Annotated in this window: 20 protein-coding genes; 14 read left to right on the plus strand and 6 right to left on the minus strand. The window is 64.8% G+C overall.

Annotation, left to right across the window (positions count from 1 at the left end):
- Window positions 1–2: 2 nt before the first annotated feature.
- Window positions 3–932, minus strand: coding sequence for a methyltransferase domain-containing protein (locus AC56LR_RS19620; RefSeq protein ID WP_497132857.1), 930 nt, complete (start codon window positions 930–932; stop codon window positions 3–5).
- A gap of 62 nt (window positions 933–994) precedes the next feature.
- Here AC56LR_RS19620 and AC56LR_RS19625 point away from each other — a divergent pair, with 62 nt between their 5' ends.
- From AC56LR_RS19625 to AC56LR_RS19645, 5 genes are all read left to right on the plus strand, one after another.
- Entirely contained in the window at window positions 995–1750 is a 756-nt protein-coding gene (locus tag AC56LR_RS19625) for a double zinc ribbon domain-containing protein (protein ID WP_497132859.1), read from the plus strand.
- Between the two features lie 22 nt (window positions 1751–1772).
- Window positions 1773–2243 (plus strand): tRNA (uridine(34)/cytosine(34)/5-carboxymethylaminomethyluridine(34)-2'-O)-methyltransferase TrmL, encoded by a 471-nt coding sequence (gene trmL, locus AC56LR_RS19630; RefSeq protein WP_497132861.1) that lies wholly within the window; start codon window positions 1773–1775, stop codon window positions 2241–2243.
- Window positions 2244–2410: 167 nt separating this feature from the next.
- The gene (locus AC56LR_RS19635; protein ID WP_497132863.1) at window positions 2411–2968 is read left to right on the plus strand and encodes a PEP-CTERM sorting domain-containing protein; all 558 of its coding nucleotides are present in this window, start codon (window positions 2411–2413) and stop codon (window positions 2966–2968) included.
- A 238-nt stretch (window positions 2969–3206) separates the two neighbouring features.
- A complete protein-coding gene (locus tag AC56LR_RS19640) occupies window positions 3207–3842 on the plus strand; it encodes a class I SAM-dependent rRNA methyltransferase (protein ID WP_497132864.1) in 636 nt (211 codons plus the stop codon).
- A 34-nt stretch (window positions 3843–3876) separates the two neighbouring features.
- Window positions 3877–4077 carry a hypothetical protein gene (locus AC56LR_RS19645; protein ID WP_497132866.1) on the plus strand — a complete coding sequence of 67 codons (201 nt, stop codon included), beginning with the start codon at window positions 3877–3879 and terminating at the stop codon, window positions 4075–4077.
- 36 nt (window positions 4078–4113) lie between these two features.
- Here the strand turns inward: AC56LR_RS19645 and AC56LR_RS19650 are convergent, their stop codons facing one another.
- Together AC56LR_RS19650 and AC56LR_RS19655 are read right to left on the minus strand one after the other, a co-directional pair.
- Window positions 4114–4587, minus strand: coding sequence for an adenylyltransferase/cytidyltransferase family protein (locus tag AC56LR_RS19650; RefSeq protein WP_497132868.1), 474 nt, complete (start codon window positions 4585–4587; stop codon window positions 4114–4116).
- Between the two features lie 6 nt (window positions 4588–4593).
- Window positions 4594–5778: a PilT/PilU family type 4a pilus ATPase gene (locus tag AC56LR_RS19655; RefSeq protein WP_497132870.1), complete on the minus strand. Its 1185-nt coding sequence runs from the start codon at window positions 5776–5778 to the stop codon at window positions 4594–4596.
- Window positions 5779–5934: 156 nt separating this feature from the next.
- Between AC56LR_RS19655 and AC56LR_RS19660 the strand changes: the two genes are divergently transcribed.
- Entirely contained in the window at window positions 5935–6876 is a 942-nt protein-coding gene (locus AC56LR_RS19660; protein ID WP_497132872.1) for a hydrogen peroxide-inducible genes activator, read from the plus strand.
- 225 nt (window positions 6877–7101) lie between these two features.
- Window positions 7102–8073, plus strand: coding sequence for a PEP-CTERM sorting domain-containing protein (locus AC56LR_RS19665; protein WP_497132874.1), 972 nt, complete (start codon window positions 7102–7104; stop codon window positions 8071–8073).
- 126 nt (window positions 8074–8199) lie between these two features.
- On the opposite strand, the gene AC56LR_RS19670 is transcribed toward AC56LR_RS19665, so the two are convergent.
- Window positions 8200–8658, minus strand: coding sequence for a YaiI/YqxD family protein (locus AC56LR_RS19670; protein WP_497132876.1), 459 nt, complete (start codon window positions 8656–8658; stop codon window positions 8200–8202).
- Window positions 8659–8796: 138 nt separating this feature from the next.
- On the opposite strand from AC56LR_RS19670, the gene ubiA reads away from it, so the two are divergent.
- The 5 genes from ubiA (at window position 8797) to AC56LR_RS19695 (ending at window position 13179) form a co-directional block, all read left to right on the plus strand.
- The gene (gene ubiA, locus AC56LR_RS19675; RefSeq protein WP_497132893.1) at window positions 8797–9651 is read left to right on the plus strand and encodes a 4-hydroxybenzoate octaprenyltransferase; all 855 of its coding nucleotides are present in this window, start codon (window positions 8797–8799) and stop codon (window positions 9649–9651) included.
- 57 nt (window positions 9652–9708) lie between these two features.
- Complete coding sequence (locus AC56LR_RS19680; RefSeq protein ID WP_171088408.1) at window positions 9709–10029, plus strand: ElaB/YgaM/YqjD family protein; 321 nt, start codon at window positions 9709–9711, stop codon at window positions 10027–10029.
- 16 nt (window positions 10030–10045) lie between these two features.
- Window positions 10046–10423 (plus strand): phage holin family protein, encoded by a 378-nt coding sequence (locus tag AC56LR_RS19685; protein ID WP_497132878.1) that lies wholly within the window; start codon window positions 10046–10048, stop codon window positions 10421–10423.
- On the plus strand, window positions 10413–10715 hold the full coding sequence (locus tag AC56LR_RS19690; RefSeq protein WP_497132880.1) for a hypothetical protein: 303 nt from the start codon (window positions 10413–10415) through the stop codon (window positions 10713–10715). The genes AC56LR_RS19685 and AC56LR_RS19690 overlap by 11 nt, the downstream gene beginning before the upstream one ends.
- A 256-nt stretch (window positions 10716–10971) precedes the next feature.
- Complete coding sequence (locus AC56LR_RS19695; protein ID WP_497132882.1) at window positions 10972–13179, plus strand: S8 family serine peptidase; 2208 nt, start codon at window positions 10972–10974, stop codon at window positions 13177–13179.
- 48 nt (window positions 13180–13227) lie between these two features.
- Here AC56LR_RS19695 and proC read toward each other — a convergent pair whose 3' ends face one another.
- Together proC and AC56LR_RS19705 are read right to left on the minus strand one after the other, a co-directional pair.
- Window positions 13228–14043: a pyrroline-5-carboxylate reductase gene (gene proC, locus AC56LR_RS19700; RefSeq protein ID WP_497132883.1), complete on the minus strand. Its 816-nt coding sequence runs from the start codon at window positions 14041–14043 to the stop codon at window positions 13228–13230.
- Window positions 14044–14061: 18 nt separating this feature from the next.
- A complete protein-coding gene (locus tag AC56LR_RS19705) occupies window positions 14062–14763 on the minus strand; it encodes a YggS family pyridoxal phosphate-dependent enzyme (protein ID WP_497132885.1) in 702 nt (233 codons plus the stop codon).
- 78 nt (window positions 14764–14841) lie between these two features.
- Here AC56LR_RS19705 and AC56LR_RS19710 point away from each other — a divergent pair, with 78 nt between their 5' ends.
- Together AC56LR_RS19710 and AC56LR_RS19715 are read left to right on the plus strand one after the other, a co-directional pair.
- Entirely contained in the window at window positions 14842–15885 is a 1044-nt protein-coding gene (locus AC56LR_RS19710; protein ID WP_497132887.1) for a type IV pilus twitching motility protein PilT, read from the plus strand.
- A 9-nt stretch (window positions 15886–15894) separates the two neighbouring features.
- Window positions 15895–17031 (plus strand): PilT/PilU family type 4a pilus ATPase, encoded by a 1137-nt coding sequence (locus AC56LR_RS19715; protein WP_497132889.1) that lies wholly within the window; start codon window positions 15895–15897, stop codon window positions 17029–17031.
- Window positions 17032–17233 lie beyond the last annotated feature (202 nt).

The raw sequence follows: 17233 nt of genomic DNA on the forward strand, positions 1-17233 counted from the left end.
CGTTATTGAGGCTTGCGCGGCTGGAAACGCACGATCGCTTCGCCGGCGGCCGTGGTCTTCGGTGCCGGGCGGAAAGCGTGGCCGAAGATGACCTCGAAACTCAAGCCCAGCTTGCCGTCCGGACGGCGCCCCGCGTCGAGCGCGGCGAGCATGCGCGCCCAGGCCGCCCTCCCGACCAGGCCGCGGCGGCGCGTGTCCAGCGGGTTGCCGCCCAGCGCGCGCACGTCGGCCAGCAGCGCTTGCGCCGTGTCGTAGGTGACGGTAATGCGCTCGACGTCCATCACCGGCGTGGAAAACCCGGCTTCCACCAATTGGTCGCCGAAATCGTGCATGTCCACGAAAGGCAGCGTGTGCGGGGTGTCGTCCATGGCGGCGAAGGCGGTGCGCAATTCGGCGAACGTGTCCGGACCGAAACTCGAGAACATCAGCAGGCCGTCCACGCGCAGGATGCGGCGCCATTCGGCAAAGACCCGGTCCGGCTGGGGATGCCAGTGCAGCGCGAGGTTCGACCACAGCAAATCGACCGAGTTCGCACCGAACGGCAGGTTGGCGAAGTCGCCGCACAGGATATCGACGCCGGCCTTGGCCGGCAACAAGCGGCTGAGCATCTGGTTCAGCGAGCGCATGCCCGGCGCCGATCCCGGCACGGCATTGGCCAGCGCGGCCATGACAGGCGCGGCGTCGACGCCAAGGATCTGGGCCGCCGGATAGGTTTTCTGCAGCAGCGCCAGGTCGGCCCCGGCGCCGCAACCGGCGTCGAGCACCTGTTTCGGGACGAGCTTGACCAGTTGCAGGCGCTCGTGCATGCGCGCGGCGATCTCGCGGCGCAGGAAGTCGGAGGGCGCGATGCGGCCGGGCGCGGCGAACAGGCTGCGCACGCGCGCGCCGTCGATCGGCGCGCTCATCTTGGAAGGGGGTTGCGGTGATGCCATGGTAGTCGAGCGGACAAATGAGATAATGGCGGGAGTGTACATGGTTGCGTCAACCTCAGCCGATGCCCCTGCCCCGCCTCCTGACTTCCCTGCCGCGCTGGCCGCATGCCCTGCACGGCGCGCTGCTGCGCACCCTGTTGCCGTCCAGCTGCGTGCTGTGCGGCATGCCGGGGGACGAGGCGGTCTGCCCGCCCTGCTCGCTGGCGCACGTCAGGCACGGCGCCGCGCGCTGCGCCTGCTGCGCCAACCCGGTCGGCGCGCAGGATGCCGGCCGCCATTGCGGCGCCTGCCTGGCCGACCCGCCGGCCTTCGACGCCACGGTGGCCGCCTGCGACTACACGGCCCCGAGCGACCGCCTGGTGCTGCAACTGAAATTCGGCGCCCGGCTGGCGCTGGCGCCGTGGATGGCGCGGCGGCTGAGGGATGCGGTCCAGGCCAGCGAAGGCCTGGCCCTGCCCGAGCTGCTGTGCCCGGTGCCACTGGGGCCGCGCCGGCTCATCGAGCGTGGCTACAACCAGGCGCTCGAAGTGGCGCGCCCCCTGAGCGACGCTCTGGGCATTGCCCTGGCGCCGCGGCTGGTGGACCGGGTGGTCGACACGCCTGCGCAGTCGGGCGTGGCGCCGGGGGAGCGGCGCCGCAACGTGCGCGGCGCCTTTGCCCTGCGCGCCGGGCAAGCCAGCCTGGGCGGATTGCACGTCGGCGTGGTCGACGACGTCATGACCAGCGGCCATACGCTCGATGAACTGGCCGGCGTGCTGAAAGCGGCCGGCGCGGCGCGCGTGACGAATCTCGTGTTCGCGCGCACGCCACCGCACTGATATTAAAACCAAGGAGAACGCGTTGTTCCACGTCGTACTGGTCGAACCAGAGATTCCGCCGAATACCGGCAATGTCATCCGCCTGTGCGCCAATACCGGCGTGCAGCTGCACCTGATCGAGCCGCTCGGCTTTCCGCTGGACGACGCCAAGATGCGCCGCGCCGGGCTCGATTACCACGACTACGCCACCATGAAGGTGCACAAGGACTGGGAGGCCTACCTGGCCGACGCGCAGCCGGACCCCGCGCGCATGTTCGCGCTGACCACCCACGGCTCCTCCCCCTTCGCCGACGCGCAATTCAGGCCGGGCGACGTGTTCGTGTTCGGCCCCGAGTCGCGCGGCCTGGACCCGCTACTTCGCAACAGCTTCGCACCAAGCCAGCGCATCCGCCTGCCGATGATGCCCGAGAACCGCAGCCTGAACCTCTCGAACACGGTGGCCGTGGTCGTCTACGAAGCCTGGCGCCAGAACGGCTACCTCGGCGGCGCCTGAGCGCGTTTCATACCTCGAACCTGCCTTTCAGCAATGTTACATTGCTGTGGCTGATGGGCGACACATTCTGCAATTATTTGCAAGGCAACGCGACAGTATGCGGCGCGCAGGAGTACGCTGGGTGCATGGTTTTGATCGGCGCACCCTGTAATTGTTCGAGGTAACACATGAAGAAGTTTCTCCCCAGCGCCGTCCTGGCGCTGTGCTGCACCGCGGCCCACGCCGGTCCCATCTCCTGGGGTTTTTCCTTCAACGGTTTCTACGACAGCGTCACCAACAGCTTCCTGCACGAAGAAGTCATCCAGGGCTCGTTCAAGGGCGACGACCGCAACGGCGACGGCCTGCTGGCCCGGGACGAACTGGTGTCGCTGGTGGTCGGCGAACTCGACTACATCGCCTGCGCCTCCTCCAGCAACGCCTGGTACCAGTGCGGCGCCACCAGCTTTTCGTTCTCGCAGGCCCAGGGCCTGAACTTCAGCGTGGGCAGCTACGGCAGCGACCCCGAAGGCTGGGTCGGCGGCGGCCGCCTGATCACCACCGGCGACCAGCACTATGCCTACGACTTCAACCCATCCATGACGGTCGAGCGCCACCTGTACTGGACCAGCGACACCCAGCTGTCGATGAGCTCGATGGCGGCGGCGGTGCCGGAGCCGCAGACCTGGACCATGTTCGGGCTGGGGCTGCTGGGGCTGGCTTGGCGGGCAAGGCGCGCTACGGTCTGAGGCTGATTGCGGTAGCACACCCGTTCGGCCTCATTGGCAGTTAGTTGCAGCAACTTCAGGGTCAGGTCTGACATTCGGACACGAGCCCAGCCTTATTCCAGTCGAGCCCGTGTCTCAATGTCAGACCTGACCCCGGTGTTGCGGTTGCTTCGTGGTTTGGGCGGGCGTGCCGGCCAGCGAGTGCCTGGGATGGCGGCGGCTTGCTGTATCATCCCGACCTTGAAAACGAAAGCCGCGCATGCTCATCATCACCATCAAACAGGGTAAGGAAAAAGGCCTGCTGGCTGGCGACCCCTGGATCTATATCTCCGCCATCGACAAGGTCGACGGCAAGCCCTCCGAGCGCAACAAGCCGGGCGCCACGGCGATCGTGCAGTCGTCCTCGCGCCAGTTCCTGGCCCGGGCCGCCTACAACGCGAAATCGCAGATCGCCGCGCGCGTCTGGACCCTGCGCGAGGACGAGCCGGTCGACCACGCGATGATCAAGCGCCGCGTGCAGGCCGCCGTCGAGCGCCGCGCGGTGGCGCGCGACATCGCCGATCCGCAGGCGCTGGTGCAACTGGTCGATGGCGAAAAGGACGGCTTGCCAGGCCTGCTGGTGCACAGCTATGGCGGCGCTGCAGGCTACCTGGTATGCCAGTTCAATGCCGGCGGCGTCGACCAGTGGAAGGTGCCGGTGGTGCAGGCCCTGCTGAAAGCCACGGGCTGCGCCAATGTGTACGAACGCTGCGATCCGCTGGTGCGGAAAAGCGAAGGCCTGCCGGTCACGCCGGGCGCGCTGGCAGGCGACGAGCCGCCCAACAAGCTGATGGTCCGCGACGGAAATCGCCTGGCGCCGATGGATATCCGCACCGGCTTCACCTACCCGCGCTGACGCGCCGGTTCACCAGAACAGAAAAGGAAACGACATGGCCAAGAAAGAAGAAGCACTCGACGAAGAAACGCTGGCGTTCATCCACTGGTGTATCGAGGTGGAGGGATTCCTCGTCGCCGGCGGCGCCACCGTCAAGCAGGCGCAAGACCACATCGAAGAGCAGGTCGAATGGTTTACCGACCAGTTCTACGACGGCTTGAGCCCGGAAGAAGCGGCCAAGGAAGCACTGGCCTGAAGCGCCGATCGGCCCGCCCTGGCGGGCCGACTCGTTTTACCCGCGGATCTTCGCCACCAGCCTGGTGGTCGAGCGGTCGTGCTCAAAATCGATCGCCACGGCCCGCCCCCCATAGGCCAGCACCGCCTGCCCTTCCGGAATCGCCGCCATGTCGTAGTCGCCGCCCTTGGCATAGATCTCGGGCCGCGCCGCCAAGACCACCTCCAGCGCGGTGTCCTCGTCGAACTCCACCACCAGGCTCACCGACTCCAGCGCGGCCAGCACCGCCATGCGGTCGGCCAGGGTATTGTGCGGGCGGTCGTCGCCCTTGCCCAGGCGCTTGACCGAGGCATCGGTATTGGCGGCCACCACCAGCGAGGCGCCCAGCTCGCGCGCCTGCGCCAGGTAGGTCACGTGCCCGCGGTGCAGGATGTCGAATACCCCGTTGGTCAGCACGACGGGCTTGGGCAGTTGGGCGATACGCTGGGCCAGTTCGGCGCGCGTGCAGATCTTGTTTTCAAATGAAGGCATAGGCATTTAGGTGGGTGGTGCATCTGGATCAGGTTCTTCTTCGACGGCCATCGACAGCTCGGTGGCCTTGCCGCCGCCACCATCCGGCCCCTTGCGCTCGCCCGAGAGCTTGATCTGCAGGCGCAGGCCGTTGGCCGAATCGGCATTGCGGATCGCCTCGTCGTAGCCGATCAGCCCCTTGTTATACAGCTCGTAGAGCGCGCCGTCGAAGGTGACCATGCCCAGCTCGCGCGATTTGTGCATGATCTCCTTGATGTTCTGGAAGTTCCCTTTCAGGATCATCTCGCCGATCGTCGGGGTGTTGAGCAGGATCTCGATGGCGGCCTTGCGGCCTTTTCCGTCCTCGGTGCGCACCAGGCGCTGCGAGACCACGGCGCGCAGGTTCGACGACAGGTCCATCAGCAGCTGGTTGCGGCGCTCTTCCGGGAAGAAGTTGATGATCCGGTCCAGGGTCTGGTTCGCATTGTTCGCGTGCAGGGTGCCCAGGCACAGGTGGCCCGTCTCGGCGAAGGCGATTGCGTGCTCCATGGTTTCGGTGTCGCGGATCTCGCCGATCAGGATCACGTCCGGCGCCTGGCGCAGCGTGTTCTTCAGGGCGTTGTGCCAGGAATGCGTGTCGACCCCGACTTCGCGGTGCGTCACCAGGCAGTTCTTGTTCTTGTGGACGTACTCCACCGGGTCTTCCACGGTGATGATGTGGCCTGCCGAATTGCTGTTGCGGTAGTCGATCATGGCCGCCAGCGTGGTCGACTTGCCGGATCCCGTGCCGCCGACGACCAGCACCAGGCCGCGTTTGGTCATCACGACGTCCTTGAGCACCTCGGGCAGGTCGAGCTTCTCGAAATTTGGGATCTCGGAGGCGATGGTGCGCACCACCATGCCCAAGCTTTGCTGCTGCACGAAGACGTTGACGCGGAAGCGGCAGACGCCGGGCAGCGAGATCGCGAAATTGCATTCCATCTCGGCTTCGAATTCCGCGCGCTGGCGTTCGTTCATCAGCGACAGGGCGAGCGCGCGCGTGACCTCTCCGGACAGGCGCTGCTGGCTCAGCGGCTTCATGGCGCCCTGGTGCTTCATGCTGGGCGGGAAATCGCTGGAGATGAACAGGTCGGAACCGCCCTGCTGGTGCATGACGGTGAGCAGCTTGTGAATATAGGCCTGGGCTTCCGCCGGGCCGAAGGTCGAAGACATGGGTGCCTCTCAAGAACGCAGGCGAAGATCCTGCGGGGCAATTATATCGACTATGATTTCAAATAGACCGAATGAACAAGAAATCTCGGCTGACTAAAAGCCAACATTGTGTCAGGATGCATGTCGATACAGCCGCAAATCCTGGGACCGATACCTATGACATTGACCGAGCTGAAATACATCGTCGCCGTTGCGCGCGCCCGCCACTTCGGCCATGCGGCCGAAGCCTGCTTCGTGGCCCAGCCTACCCTGTCCGTCGCCATCAAGAAGCTCGAAGACGAGCTGGGCGTGACGCTGTTCGAGCGCGGCGGCTCCGAAGTCTCGGTGACGCCGCTCGGCGCCCAGATCGTGGCCCAGGCCGAACGCGTGCTGGAGCAGACCGCCGCCATCAAGGAACTGGCCAAGCAAAACAAGGACCCGCTCGCCGGCCCGCTGCGCCTGGGCGTGATCTACACGATCGGCCCCTACCTGCTGCCGCCGCTGGTGCGCAAGCTGATCGACACCGTGCCGCAGATGCCGCTGGTGCTGCAAGAAAACTTCACCCACAAGCTGCTGGAACTGCTGCGCCAGGGCGAGCTCGACGCCGCCATCGTGGCGCTGCCGCTGCCGGAACACGGCATGTCGATGCAAACCCTGTACGACGAACCCTTCGTGGTGGCCATGCCCCGCACCCATCCCTGGGCCGGCCGCAAGGACATCCCGGCCGACGACCTGAAGCTGGAAACCATGCTGCTGCTGGGCGCGGGCCATTGCTTCCGCGACCAGGTGCTGGAAGTGTGCCCGGAAATGGCGCGCTATTCATCGCCGGGCAACGGCATGCAGCGTACCTTCGAAGGCTCCTCGCTCGAGACCATCCGCCACATGGTGGCCAGCGGTATCGGCCTGACCGTGCTGCCGCGCGCCTCGGTGGCCGACATGCACGATCCCCACGGCCTGCTGACCTATATCCCCTTCGCCCACCCCACGCCATCGCGCCGGGTCGTGCTGGTCTGGCGTAAGAGCTTCACGCGGCGCGCCGCCATCGATGCGGTGGCGCGCGCCGTCGGCGAATGCAGACTGCCGGGCGTGGACATGGTGAAGCTTGACGCGGCTGCCTGACGCGTTATCGGACTGAGGCCGGCGCATGATGGTCGATCTCTTTGCGTTTACTAATCGCAATTACAAAATACATAGCAAACACCTACTGTCGGTATGCTTTACACATACTCTTGGTAAACATCGCGAGTATTTACTAACTGATTGAATCGACTTCTTATTTTCAAGGTGGCCCGCTTTGTGCTTATGTGCATCTGTGAAGGTCATCCAATAATTAAGGGGAATTCCATGAAACAGTTTGTCCGTCGTCTGTTGATCGGTGTGTGCCTGCTGGCTGGTTCGGCACAGGCCACGCAATTGACCTTGCCTGCCGCGAATGAAATGTCCGTCGGGACGTACAACGGTTTTAATGTGTATTCCCTGGATCTGCTTCGGCAGTGTGCCGCCGCAGGCGATTCGCGCTGCCTGCCAACTTCCGGCTTGCCCGCGCAATCGTCGCCTGGACAGATTGCCGATCAGGCGATCGTCCTCGCCGGGTCCAACGGCGCCACGAACTTTCCGCCATTCGCAGCCAACACTCCGGTCAACAACCCTTTCCTGACACCTTCCGGGAATCAGGGCTCAAGCTATACCATGGTCGATGCTGGCGGCGCCTTTACTGGCGACTTGGCTAACCGCTGGGACATTTCCCTCAATGCGCTGCGCAATTACCTGGATGGGAACGAACTCGTCTTCCTGTTCGATAACAACCAGAGCGGTTCGGGTGCAAGCCAGTGGATCAATATCTGGGGCCAGGCACGCATCGTCGACGCCTTCGGCAACACCGTCAACAACCTGTGTTTCGAGCTCAGCACGGGTAGTGGCTGCAATGCACCGGTAATCACTGATTTCTTGCCCGTGGCTGCGAATTTCTGCGTGAACAAGGTCACTGGCGCCTCGTACAACATCGGTACGGCGACAAACGCCAACTCCTGCGGCACTGCTGGCTATTATGTAGAAAACAACCTGGGCACGAACGTCGCGGAATTTGCTGCATTCAACCAGACGCTGAACGATGCCGTCTATAACCTCGTCAACGGGAACTACTTCCTGTCGCTCGATGTTCGCTACACCGGCAATAATGCAGGCGCCGAGCAGCTCTGGATCTGCAGCGATTGCGACGTATCCGGCCCAAATCAGATTCCCGAGCCGGCGACCCTGCCGCTCATGCTGATGGGCTTCGTCGCAGCCGGCCTGTTCGCCCGCAAGACGCGCAGCTGATTCGTCCAGCGCGTACTCGAAACAAAGGAGCCTCGCGGCTCCTTTGTTGTTTCAAGGCCCGGGCAAACCAGCCCTGGCAGCCACTGTAAAGTTCTCCGACCTCGACAATACGCCAGCCGCGCCGGCTCAGCCACCGCCGGCGCGCACCCGCGCCAGCTGGCGGTCCAGCGCATTCGCGAAATTCCGGCTGTCCGCCTGGCTGAAGGCCGCCGGCCCACCGGTATCGACGCCGCTGCCACGCAGCTCTTCCATGAAAGCGCGCATGGTGAGCTGCTGGGCGATGGTGTCCTTGGTGTACCACTCGCCGCGCGGGTTGAGCGGCAGCCCGCCCTTGTCCAGCACCAGCGCCGCCAGCGGGATGTCGCCGGTCACGACGATGTCGCCGCTGCTCAGGCGCTCGACGATTTCGGCATCGGCCACGTCGGCGCCGCTTGGTACCTGCAGCGCGCGGATGAAGCGCGAGCCCGGCACCCGGATCAGCTGGTTGGCCACCAGCGTCACGCTGATGTGCGTGCGCTCGGCAACGCGGAACAGGATGTCCTTGATGACGCCGGGACAGGCGTCGGCATCGACCCAGATGTGCATGATGAAAGTGGAAAAGGTTGGCGGGGGTCGATTGTACCGGCAAGCTCCTCCGCGAGGCTGAAACCCGCGCCGGGGGCAAAAGCTTTAGAATCGCTGTCTTCTGCTCAACAGTTCTTGCCCGACAAGACAACCCATTCGATGAACAAGCTGGCGCTCTATTTCCGCCTGGTGCGGGCCGACAAGCCGATCGGCATCCTGCTGCTGCTCTGGCCCACCCTGTGGGCGTTGTGGATGGCGTCGAGCGGCGTGCCCGACCTGCAAGTGCTGCTCATCTTCGTGCTCGGCACCGCCCTGATGCGCTCCGCCGGCTGCGCCATCAACGACTACGCCGACCGCGAGTTCGACAGGCACGTCAAGCGCACGGTCGACCGCCCGCTCACCAGCGGCAAGATCCGCGGCTGGGAAGCGGTGATGGTGGCGGCGGTGCTGTCGCTGCTGTCCTTCCTCCTGATCCTGCCGCTGAACGCGCTGACCAGGCAGCTGTCGGTGGCGGCGCTGGTCGTGGCCGGCACCTATCCCTGGTTCAAGCGCTTCTTTGCGATCCCGCAGGCTTACCTGGGCATCGCCTTCGGCTTCGGCATCCCGATGGCCTTCGCCGCCGTGCAGAATACCGTGCCGGCCGTGGCCTGGTGGCTCCTGGGCGCGAACGTGTTCTGGGCGGTGGCCTACGACACCGAATACGCGATGGTGGACCGCGACGACGATCTGAAGATCGGCATCCGCACCTCGGCCATCACCTTCGGGCGCTTCGACGTGGCCGCCGTCATGCTGTGCTACGGCGCCGCGCTGGCCATCGACCTGGCCTGCGGCTGGTACCTCGGGCTGCGCTGGTGGTTCGTGGCCGGGGTCGTGGTGGCGGCCGCCCTGGCGCTCTATCACTACACCCTGATCCGCCGGCGCGAGCGCATGGATTGCTTCAAGGCCTTCCGCCACAACAACTGGCTGGGGGCCGCACTGTTCGCAGGTGTCGCACTCGACTATACATTCAGGTAATATTGCACAAAAGGCATTCATTCAACGCATCTACTTACCTTAGCGAGGCTCTTCATCATGATGGAAAAGATCCCTACCCAAACCGGCACCCGTGACCAGCTGCTGTCGGACCTGAAGACCGTGATCCAGGACGCCGAAGCCTGGCTGCGCAATGGCGGCCACCTGACCGGCGATGAACTCAAGGCGGCCAAGGCCAAGTTCGAGCAGACCCTGGCCGGCGCCAAGGAAAGCCTGGGCGAGTACCAGCAGACCGTCGTCGAAAAGACCAAGGAAGCAGCCAAGGTCACCGACGAATACGTGCACGAAAACCCATGGAAATCGGTGGGCTTGGGCGCCGCAGTCGGCGTCGTCATCGGCCTGCTGATCGCACGCCGCTGATCCCGGGACGGCGCGCATGAGCATCATCGCGAACGTCAAGGCGCTCGGCGCCAGCACGCTGGATTTGCTGCGCACGCGGCTCGAACTGGCGGCCATCGAGCTGCAGGAAGAGACCGGGCGCCTGTTCGGCTACCTGGCCTGGGCCCTGGCGGCGGCGCTGCTGGCTTTTGTTGGCCTGCTGCTCGCCGTGCTGTTCGTGCTGGTGCTGTTCTGGGACAGCCACCGCCTGCTGGCGGTTGGCGGCATGTTCATCCTGTTCGCGCTCGGCAGCATGTTTGCCGTCTCCCGGCTGCGCGCCGGCCTCAAGGCGCGCCCTCCCCTGATGGCGGCGACCCTGGCCGAGCTGCGCAAGGATGCCGGTTCCCTCAAGGGAGAAGCCGTCCATGAAGGCTAAGACCGATACGCTCGCCGCGCGCCGCGCGGCGCTGGTGGAACGCTGCGCGGACCAGCGCGCGCAGGTGGCGTACGAATACGCCTCGCTCGCCTCGCCGGCGACGCTGGGCGTGGTCCCTGCCCTCTTGAGTCGGCACCGCAAGACGGCGCTGGTCGCCGCCGGCGTGGCTGCTAGCCTGTTCATCGTGAGGCCGAAATGGGCGGTCGGGATCGCCACCGGCGCCGTGTCGGCCTACCAGCTCGCGCGGCGCCTGCTGCCGGTGCTGCGCTGGAAGGGCTTCGAGATCCACTGACGCACCCGCCCTGTCCTTCACAGGGCGTCTCCTCTCCTCGCATTGCCCCCCATTTAACACACCAGCTCGCTCGCACGATTGAGCATTGGTGCAAATACGACAATTTTTACCATTCGTAAAAATAAATTCGAGATGTATGTATGCACGTTTGACCTCTTGATCTCCCAAAAGGAATACTCAGCAGGCGGCACCACGGAAATGCCGTGTTCCACCTGAAGCATCCCGGAGACAACAACACACCAAGAGGAGCATCATAGTGAGACCAACCCGTCGTCGTTTTTCCCTCGTTGCAGCACTCGTCCTGGCCCTGGGCGCCCAAGGCCCTGCTGCCAATGCAGCCGTCACCGGCCTCGTGCCGGTAGTGAGCGGCACCCTGGCCGCAGCCAAGATCGATAGTCTCTTCACCAAGGAGCTGAACAAGCAGCTCACGAATGTCTACTATGACGTCATCGTCGTCTTCGACAAGAAGGAGAGCGCCCAGCGCCTGTCCGTCCTCGGGCGCAAGTTCAAGACCTACAAGGTGCTGCCGATGGCGCGGATGCTGCTGACGAAGGACGAGATCAGCAAGGTGGCAGGCTGGGGCGAAACCCGCTTCATCGAACCGAGCCGCACACAGCGCCTGTTCAATGCCGAAGGCCGGGTCATGACCCGTGCCGAGGAAGTGCAGCGCGTCCTGGGCCTGGACGGTAGCGGCGTGACGGTGGCCATCATCGACACCGGCGCCGACGGCCTGCACCCGGACCTCGGCAACGTCAGCAAGAACTACGAGGTGGCCGGCGCGCTCGGCAACGATCCAACCCAGGTCTACGTGTCGCTGACACCGAACGGCATCGACGTCGAGACCGCGATCGTCGAGCGCCACATCGACGGCCTCGGCACCCACTGGAACACCGACGAGTATGGCCACGGCACCCACTGCATCGGCACCATTGCCGGCACCGGCGTCGATTCGGACGGCAACCTGCGCGGCATGGCGCCCAAGGCGAACATCATCAGCTACGGCGCCAGCGCCGGCATCAACCTGCCGTTCACGCTGGAAGCCTACGATCACGTCATTGCCAGCAAGCGCGACGGCGTAGCCGACATCCGGGTGCTGAGCAATTCCTGGGGCAGCTCGACCTACGAGCCCTTCAACCCCAACCGCTCCACCAATGTCGCCTCGCGCCTGGCCTTCGAGCAGGGCATCCTGTCGATCTTCGCCGCCGGTAACGATGGCGCGGGTCCGAACACGATGAACCCCTATTCGAATGCACCTTACGGCCTGGGCATCGGCGCCACCAACAAGGCCTATGGCATGGCCGGCTTCTCGTCGCGCGGGCGGCCCGAGGGCAATCACGACCGCGAACTGGCGCTCGCCAACCTGAACGTCTTCCTGGCAGCCAGCGCCGAGGAGCAGGCCGCATGGGACCATGCCGCGCGCCCGCTCGGCATCGACCGTCCATCTATCGTGGCGCCGGGCGAGAACATCGTCTCCAGCCAGAACCCGGTGCACCCGATGACGGCCTCCGGCACCAACTACGGCGCCGCGTCCGGCACCTCGATGGCGACCCCGCACGTGAGCGGCATCGCGGCGCTGGTGCACCAGGCCCGGGACGTGAAGGGCGGGCCGCGCCTGGCGCCGCTGGACATCATCCGCCTGCTCGAAGTCACGGCCAACAAGGAAGTCATGGCTGGCTACGACACCCATGATGCGGGCGCAGGCTTCGTCGATACCCGCAAGGCAGTCGATGCCGTCAATGCCGGCAACATTCCGGCTGCCGTCACGGCGAACGACCTGGTGAAATTCAATCCGGGCCCGATGCGCGTCACGGGAGGGACGTATGCAGGCGCCGCCATGCTCAACTCGTTCCAGACCAATACGGGATATGGCCTGCACAAGATTACGGTCGAACCCGGCGCCGTGAAGCTGTTTGCCGACGCAACGTGGGCGCTCGAGGCGAACAACCTGTACGTGACCCTGTACGCGCCGGGCGTCGATCCTGCCACCGGCACCGGTTTCGCCGCCCAGGCAGCCGGGCTGACAACGGTGCAGAAATACCGCTCGGTCGAGGTCAAGTTCCCGCAGGCCGGCGAGTGGCATGTACGCGTGGATGGCCGCGTGAACCTGGTGTCGACCGACTACACCGGCAAATACGAAGTAACGGTGCCGGACAACGTGCCGCCCACCGCCGAGCTCACGCTGGGCAGCACCAGGGTCGCCAGCGGCCAGCCGGTCACGATCGGCGCGAAGGTCATGGATGCCAATGGCGTGGCCAGCGTGGCCGAGGCGCAGCTGCGGGTCGTCACCAGCGACGGCAAGGTCCTGCAGTCCTTCGGCAAGGACGCCTTCGTGCAGCAGGGCGACGCGCTGGTGTTCTCGAAAGCCGTGACCCTGTCGGGCAAGGCGCCGTGGACAGTGGAAGTGCGCGCCGTGGACGACGGCGCCCAGGCGGCCGTGAAGCAGGCGACCATCGGCCGCAAGTAAGCCGGTGTGCGACCGGGCGATGCGGTTCCGGCCGCATCGCCCGGTTGGTCAATCCTTCCCGAGTTCCTCGCCCAGTTCGCGCCCGCGCGCACTGGCCGCCTTCATGGCCTTGATGATCGCTTCCTTCACCCCTGCCGCTTCCATACTGCTCACCGCCGCATGCGTGGTGCCGCCTTTCGAGGTGACGCGCTGGCGCAGGATCTCCACCGGATCGCTCGACTGCGCCGCCAGCTGCGCCGCTCCGGTGAAGGTGGCCAGCGCCAGCTTTCTCCCCTGCTCCGCATCCAGCCCCATCTCGACGGCGGCCTGCTGCATCGCTTCGAGGAAGTAGAAGACATAGGCCGGGCCGCTGCCCGACACCGCCGTCACCGGATCGATCAGGCTCTCGTCGTCGAGCCAGACGGTCTGGCCAACCGCGGCCATCACCTTGTCGGCGTCCTGGCGCTGCGCCGCATCCACCCCGACTTGGGCCACCATGCCGGTGATGCCCATGCCGATCAGCGCCGGCGTATTCGGCATCGAGCGCACGATGCGCGTGTAGCCGCCCAGCCAGCGCGACAAATCGGCGATCCGGATGCCGGCCGCGATCGACAGCACCAGCGGCTGGCCGCCCAGCTGCGGCTTGAGCGCCGCGGCGACTTCGCGCATCTGCTGCGGCTTGACCGCCAGCACGACGATGTCGCAGCCGGCCACCTGCACGTCGATGGTGTCGGCCGTACTCACGCCATACTGGCTGGCCAGGCGCTCGAGCGCCTCGGCATTCGGGTCCACCACGTGCAGGCTGCCGGCGCCGGTGAGCTGGCCGGCCAGGCCCGCGACCAGGGCCGTGGCCATGTTGCCGCCGCCGATAAACGCAATTTTCATTCGATTCCTTGACTGGACTTATTCATAGTGGCGTGCGCCGAAGATGGCGCTGCCGACCCGTACGATGGTCGCGCCCTCGAGCACCGCTGCGTCCAGGTCGCCCGACATCCCCATCGACAGCGTGTCGAGCGGAAGGCCGCCCGCGCGCAGCGATTCGAACAGCTTGCGCAGGCGCGCGAACGCGGCGCGCTGCTGGACAGGCTCGGTGCTCGCTTCGGGGATCGCCATCAGCCCGCGCAGGCGCAGGTTGGGCAGCTTCATTACCTCGCGTGCCAGCTCGGGCAGCTCGGCCTCGCGCACGCCGCTCTTGGTGGTCTCGCCGCTGATGTTCACCTGCAGGCAGATGTCGAGGGGGCCCAGCGCCAAAGGGCGCTGCTCGGACAGGCGCTGCGCGATCTTCAGGCGCTCCACCGTATGCACCCACTGGAAGCTGGTGGCGATCGGCCGCGTCTTGTTGCTCTGGATCGGGCCGATGAAATGCCATGTCACCGGAACGGATGGTTGCAGGCGCGCCACTGCCTGCATCTTGTCGAGCGCCTCCTGCAGGTAATTTTCGCCGAAGGCGCGCTGCCCTGCAGCCATGGCTTCTACCACCGCCTCAGGGGGAAAGGTCTTCGACACGGCCAGCAATTGCACCTCGTTTTGCCCCCTGCCGGCCAGGGCGCAGGCCGCCTTGATTGTCGCTTCGACAGCTTGCAAGTTCGCGGCGATTATGGACATAATGATTTTCTATAGGAAATATTTTGAACCGCAGCAAGGCAGGTCGCCCGAGCGCCACTCATAGCACAAGGATTATAAATGGACATTTCGGAACTATTGGCGTTCTCCGTGAAGAACAAGGCCTCGGACCTGCACCTGTCGGCCGGCCTGCCGCCGATGATCCGCGTGCATGGCGACGTGCGCCGCATTAACCTGCCGCCGCTCGAGCACAAGGACGTGCACGGCATGATCTATGACATCATGAACGACGGCCAGCGCAAGCAGTACGAAGAGATCCTGGAGTGCGACTTCTCGTTCGCGATTCCCGGTCTGGCGCGCTTCCGCGTCAACGCCTTCAACCAGGAACGCGGCGCCTCGGCCGTGCTGCGCACGATTCCTTCCAAGATCCTGTCGCTGGAAGAACTGAACGCGCCGAAGATCTTCGGCGACCTGGCCATGCGCCCGCGCGGCCTGGTGCTGGTCACCGGACCGACCGGCTCGGGCAAGTCGACCACGCTGGCGGCGATGGTCAACCACCTGAACGAAAACGAGTACGGCCACATCCTCACCATCGAGGACCCGATCGAATTCGTCCACGATTCGAAGAAATGCCTGATCAACCAGCGCGAAGTCGGCCCGCACACGCTCTCGTTCAGCAACGCGCTGCGTTCGGCGCTGCGCGAAGACCCGGACGCGATCCTGGTGGGCGAACTGCGCGACCTGGAAACCATCCGCCTGGCGCTGTCGGCGGCCGAAACCGGCCACCTGGTGTTCGGCACCCTGCACACCTCGTCGGCCGCCAAGACCATCGACCGTATCGTCGACGTCTTCCCGGGCGAGGAAAAAGAGATGGTGCGTGCGATGCTGTCGGAGTCGCTGCAGGCCGTGATTTCGCAGACCCTGCTCAAGACCAAGGATGGCTCGGGCCGCGTGGCGGCGCACGAGATCATGATCGGCACCCCGGCGATCCGCAACCTGATCCGCGAAGCCAAGATCGCCCAGATGTATTCGGCCATCCAGACCGGCAGCAACGTCGGCATGCAGACGCTCGACCAGAACCTGACCGACCTGGTGCGCCGCAACGTTATCTCCAGCGCCGCGGCCCGCACCGCCGCCAAGATCCCCGAAAACTTCCCCGGTTAAGGAGCAGCGATGGAACGCGACCAGGCATCCAAATTCATGTTCGACCTGCTGCGCCTGATGACCAGCAAAGGCGGCTCGGACCTGTTCATCACGGCCGGCTTCCCGCCGGCGATCAAGATCGACGGCAAGATGACGCCGGTCTCGAACCAGCCGCTCAACGCCACGCACACGAACGACCTGGCGCGCGCCATCATGAACGACAAGCAGGCGGCCGGCTTCGAGCTCTCGAAGGAATCGAATTTCGCGATCAGCCCGGGCGACCTGGGACGCTTCCGCGTCTCGGCCTTCATGCAGATGGGCTGCGTGGGCATGGTGCTGCGCGTGATCACCACCACCATCCCGCGGTTCGAGGATCTCGAGCTGCCGGAAACCCTGAAGGACGTGATCATGACCAAGCGCGGCCTGGTGATCATGGTCGGCGCCACCGGTTCCGGCAAGTCGACGACCCTGGCCGCGATGGTCGGCTACCGCAACGAGAACAGCTACGGCCACATCATCACGATCGAAGACCCGGTCGAATTCGTGCACCCGCACCGCAACTGCGTGATCACCCAGCGCGAAGTGGGCGTGGACACCGACAGCTTCGAGGCGGCCCTGAAGAACTCCCTGCGCCAGGCCCCGGACGTGATCCAGATCGGCGAGATCCGCGACCGCGAGACCATGGAGCATGCGATCGCGTTCGCCGAGACCGGCCATCTGTGCCTGGCCACCCTGCACGCCAACAGCTCGAACCAGGCGCTGGACCGCATCATCAACTTCTTCCCCGAAGAGCGCCGCCAGCAACTCCTGATGGACCTGTCGCTGAACATGAAGGGCCTGATCTCGCAGCGCCTGATCCCGAAGAAGGAAGCCAAGGGCCGCGTGGTGGCGATGGAGATCCTGCTGAACTCCCCGCTCATTTCCGACCTGATCTTCAAGGGCGACGTCCACGAGATCAAGGAGATCATGAAGAAGTCGCGCGAGCTGGGCATGCAGACCTTCGACCAGGCCCTGTTCGACCTGTACGAGGCGGACAAGATCTCGTACGAGGATGCGCTGCGCAATGCCGACTCGGTCAACGACTTGCGCCTGAACATCAAGCTCAATAGCAAGCACGCGAAGAACCGCGATTTCTCGGCGGGGATGGAGCACCTCGGGATCGTCTGAGGCGCTTGCCCGATACCTGTTCGAATGGGCGCTGCGGCGCCCATTTCCTTTTCCAGCTCCATCAAACCCGGGGTCACATCAAACCCGGGGTCAGGTTGAGGCAGTCCGTGATTCATGGACATCCAAATAGGGGACAATATGCCCCGGAAGGATAAACATGAACCCGAAAAAGAAGCAGCTCCCATCCAAGCGGGAGATCATT

This window comes from Telluria sp. ZT3P39, from assembly GCF_059685935.1.